Genomic DNA, 3,982 nt, shown 5'->3' with positions numbered 1-3,982 from the left:
TGCGATGGCCGCGTCACGGGAGTCAGCCGGGCACGGCCTCGTCGCCGACCCGCAGTTCCCCGGCGCCGGTCGGCACCAGACGGGTACCGAACCATGTCTTCCCGTCCCAGCGTCGGTGCCGGGACAGCGTCCGGATCGGCTCCTTCCCGCCAGCCAGCGTCACCGGGTCGATCGTGGCGATGACACACCGGTCGCACAGCTCCGCCTTGCGGAACTCCACATCCCCGATCCGCAGCGTTTCCCACTCGTCCTCGGCGAACGGCTCGCCACCGTCGATGACCACATTCGGGCGAAAGCGCAGCATGCTCAGCGGGTCCCGGCCCCCGACGGAGTCGGAGTCGCTGATGTCATCAGCTTCCATCCCCTCCGGGTCCGGCTGGTCGGCCTCCGCGTCGACCCACTCCTGCAACCGGGCCAACGAAGCCTGGGAGGTCATCATCAACGGCCCCGCATCGGCGAGCGAGAGCGTGTCCCCCTCGAGCCCGCCGTGTGCACCGGAGACCGAGCGCACGCTCGGGTCCTCCTGCCAGACCAACCGCAGCTGCCGACCGACGCGCTCGCTGATCCACTCGCCGACGTCCTGGTCGGCGGGGTTGGCGAAGCCCTGCCGGGCGTGGCTGACCGGGACCGGTGGGAGCCCCAACGGGATGTCGATGGGGATGCTGTCACCGTCACGGTCATGGATCCGGATGGTCTCCTCGTCCACCTGCTCGGCGCGCAGCCCCAGCAGGGCATGGACCTCGCGGGCGGTGACCTTCTCACCCGCCTCGTCCACGAGGGCCCAGCGGCGGTCCCCTTCGAGCCCCCACGGCTCCACGCGAGCCCGCTCGACGTCCATGCCGCCGAGGGACTTGACCGGATAGATGCGTACCTGGGTAACCCGCATGGCCCCGATGCTGCCACTCCCTCGGCCGCGGGTGAACGGCAGGCCGGCCGCTCAGGCCTCGGCGGAGACCTCGTCCACCGGGATCTCCTGCGCACCCGGCGCGCCCATACCGCTCGCGTGGGTGCTCTCCCCGTGGACAGCGTGCTCGACGACGTCTCCGGTGCGCTTCAGGGCGTACCAACCACCGAAGACGACCGAGAACATGTCCGCGTGGAACTCCCGAAGAGTCAGCTGCGCGCAGTGGCCCTGCTGCACGAGGAAGGCCACGGGCTCGGAGGTGTTCAGCCCCTCCTTGAGCATCAGGTAGTGACGACCGGCGGGGATCTCGAACCGCAGGGTGCTCTCGGTGCCGTCGAAGACCCCCAGCTCGGTGTCTCCCAGCATGACGCTCTTGCCCTTCAAGTGCACCGGGTCGATGTCACCGGTACGGATCTCGACTGCTGCGCCCACGTTCTCCTCCTGAGTCCCGGGTGCGCCCTGTGCGGGCCTCACCACCATCCTGCACCGACTTCACCCCACATGACACCTGTCATGGCCGACTCGTGACATGAGGGGATGGTCGCGGGTGGTGCGGAACCGACAGGATCAAGCCATGGCATCGACCAGTACAGGCACACCACCGAGCACGCTGCGAGCGCCGACGAGCAAGGGCACCGGCGTCCACCTCGAGGGGGTCACCAAGTCCTTCCGGACCGGCGGCGAGACCGTCCGTGCCGTAGCGGGGATCGACCTCGACATCGCCTCCGGGAAGGTGGTCGCGATCCTCGGCCCCAACGGGGCCGGCAAGACCACCACGCTGGACATGATCCTCGGCCTGACCCGGCCGGACACGGGCACGCTCACCACCTTCGGTGAGGAGCCCCGAGCGGCCGTGCGAGCAGGCCGGGTCTCGGCGGTGCTGCAGACCGGGGGCCTGCTGCGTGACCTCACGGCGCGCGAGACAGTCCGCTTCGCCGCCTCCACCTTCCCCGAGCACCAGCCGGTCGAGGACGTGCTGGACCAGGCGGGTCTGGCGGACAAGGCGGGCCGGATGGTCTCCAAGCTGTCCGGCGGGGAGCAGCAGCGGCTCCGCTTCGCGCTGGCCCTGCTGCCCGACCCGGACCTGCTCGTCCTCGACGAGCCCACGGCCGGGATGGACGTGACCGCGCGGCGGGACTTCTGGCGCACCATGCACGCCGACGCCGACCGCGGCCGCACGATCCTCTTCGCCACCCACTACCTCGAGGAGGCCGACGACTTCGCCGACCGGATCATCCTCATGTCCGCCGGTCGCGTCGTGGCCGACGGGACCACGGAGCAGATCCGGGCCCGTGGCAGCGGCCGGACCGTCAGCGCCGACGTCCGCAGGGGGGACGTCGACGCTGCCGTGGAGCGGCTCCGCTCCCTTCCGGGGACGAGCCGGGTGACCACCGCCGGTGACCGGGTCACCGCCATCGGTGAGGACTCCGACGCCCTGGCCCGACTGCTGCTCACCGAGCTCGGCGGCACCAACCTCGAGGTCACGACGGCCTCGCTCGACGCGGCCTTCCTCGCCATCACCGGGGACGAGATGCCGGCCGACACCGACGACGCCGAGGAGGCGCGATGAACCCCACGATCATCGGACTGGAGCTGAAACGGATCAGCCGCGACTACGTCGGCCTGTTCTTCATCGCCGTCCTCCCGGCCTTCATGTACGTCGTCTTCGGCGCGGCGCAGACCTTCGGATCGGAGGACATCGGCCGCGGCAACGTCGCCCTGTACATCATGATCTCGATGGCCGTCTACGGTGCCGTGACCGCCACGGTCAGCATCGGGGGGCAGGCCGCCGTCGAGCGCCAGCAGGGCTGGGGGCGACAGCTGGGACTGACCCCCCTTCGCGACAGCTCCTACGTCGCCGGCAAGGCGCTCATAGCCTTGGCCATCGCGCTGATCCCGATCATCATCATCTACGGGATCGGCATCGCCACCGGGGCGAAGGGGGAGGCCTGGGTCTGGGTGGCCTCCGCCGCCATCGTGCTCTTCGGGGCAGCCGTCTTCGCCCTGTACGGCCTGATCTTCGGCCTCGCCTTCCGCTCCGAGTCCGCGGTCGGAGCCGCATCCGGATCGCTCGTGATCTTCGCCTTCCTCGGCAACATCTTCATCCCGCTGTCAGGCGTCATGCTCACGATCGCGAAGTTCACTCCCCTCTACGGGATGGTCTCCCTCGCCCGGTACCCGCTGACCGAGGGCTACTCGGTGGACATGGCCGGCAACCTCGCGCACGAGAGCCTCTGGGTCCCACTGGCTAACGTGGTGGTGTGGACGATCATCATGGCCGTGGCGACGGTGCTGCTGGCACGCCGGGGTCGGGAACGCCAGTGACCACCTCGGCGGCGGGGCTCGGGCTCCGGGAGCAGAGCGTGCCGGACCCCTGGGCCCGCCACGGCTGGCTCCTCGCCGCCATCTGGTTGGTCTTCCTCGCCTTCCCCATCGCCGCCGTCGTCGACCAGACGGTCGACCGGCCGCTGCTGCGGTTCCTCGGCGTCGGAGCCATCGTCGTCTTCGCCGCGCTCTACCTGTGGGCGTTCCTGCGCGGACAGGCGGCACTGCGCTGCGGCTGGTCCCGGGAGGACCTGCTCGTCGTCGTCGGTGGCTTCGCGGTCAGCATCGCGATCATGCTCGCCCTCACGGGGATCATCGGCGTGGACGCGCTCGGGATGACTCCCTTCCTCGCCTCGATCGCCGCGTGGAGCTTTCCTGACCGGTGGGCCGCTCCCATCGTCGTGGCGACCGTGGTTGGCGCCGGCATCATGCTGCTCGTCAGTGGCGACACCACACAGACCTGGCCCTACCTCTTCCTCCCCGTCCTCATCGGCGGCTTCGGACTGCTGCTGCGCCGGCTCACCCTCAGCGACGAGCGCCACCAGGCGGCGCGCCGTTCCCTCGCCGTCTCGGCGGAGCGGGACCGGGTCGCCCGCGACGTGCACGACGTGCTGGGCCACTCGCTGACCGTCGTCTCGCTCAAGGCGGACCTGGCCGAGCGGCTCGTCGAGGTCGACCCACAGCGGGCGAAGGACGAGCTGGCCGACATCCGCTCCATCACCCGCCAGTCGCTCGCCGAGGTGCGCGCAACCG

The 3,982-nt window shown here is 70.2% G+C and carries 5 protein-coding genes; 3 read left to right on the top strand and 2 right to left on the bottom strand.

Annotated elements, in window-relative coordinates; translation table 11 throughout:
* Nucleotides 1-22: 22 nt before the first annotated feature.
* Both JCO01S_RS15110 and JCO01S_RS15105 read right to left on the bottom strand, forming a co-directional pair.
* Nucleotides 23-886, bottom strand: a complete 864-nt coding sequence (locus JCO01S_RS15110) for an MOSC domain-containing protein (protein ID WP_068257631.1) — start codon at nucleotides 884-886, stop codon at nucleotides 23-25.
* Between the two features lie 51 nt (nucleotides 887-937).
* The gene (locus JCO01S_RS15105; RefSeq protein WP_068257629.1) at nucleotides 938-1,336 is read right to left on the bottom strand and encodes a hypothetical protein; all 399 of its coding nucleotides are present in this window, start codon (nucleotides 1,334-1,336) and stop codon (nucleotides 938-940) included.
* Between the two features lie 142 nt (nucleotides 1,337-1,478).
* Between JCO01S_RS15105 and JCO01S_RS15100 the strand changes: the two genes are divergently transcribed.
* The 3 genes from JCO01S_RS15100 to JCO01S_RS15090 all read left to right on the top strand — a co-directional run.
* The gene (locus JCO01S_RS15100; protein ID WP_084342995.1) at nucleotides 1,479-2,474 is read left to right on the top strand and encodes an ABC transporter ATP-binding protein; all 996 of its coding nucleotides are present in this window, start codon (nucleotides 1,479-1,481) and stop codon (nucleotides 2,472-2,474) included.
* On the top strand, nucleotides 2,471-3,229 hold the full coding sequence (locus JCO01S_RS15095) for an ABC transporter permease (RefSeq protein ID WP_068257626.1): 759 nt from the start codon (nucleotides 2,471-2,473) through the stop codon (nucleotides 3,227-3,229). The genes JCO01S_RS15100 and JCO01S_RS15095 overlap by 4 nt, the downstream gene beginning before the upstream one ends.
* 38 nt (nucleotides 3,230-3,267) lie before the next feature.
* Nucleotides 3,268-3,982 (top strand): sensor histidine kinase (locus tag JCO01S_RS15090; RefSeq protein ID WP_245634468.1); only part of this gene is annotated, 715 nt, incomplete at its 3' end.

It is taken from the genome of Janibacter corallicola NBRC 107790, from assembly GCF_001570965.1.
Lineage (GTDB): Bacteria > Actinomycetota > Actinomycetes > Actinomycetales > Dermatophilaceae > Janibacter > Janibacter corallicola.
The sequence above is the reverse complement of the archived record's forward strand: the minus strand, read 5'-3'. Positions and strand labels throughout refer to the sequence as shown.

Coding starts and splice junctions, on each gene's coding strand:
- JCO01S_RS15100 (WP_084342995.1), top strand. CDS start 1,479: ATGGCATCGACCAGTACAGGCACACCACCGAGCACGCTGCGAGCGCCG.
- JCO01S_RS15110 (WP_068257631.1), bottom strand. CDS start 886: ATGCGGGTTACCCAGGTACGCATCTATCCGGTCAAGTCCCTCGGCGGC.
- JCO01S_RS15095 (WP_068257626.1), top strand. CDS start 2,471: ATGAACCCCACGATCATCGGACTGGAGCTGAAACGGATCAGCCGCGAC.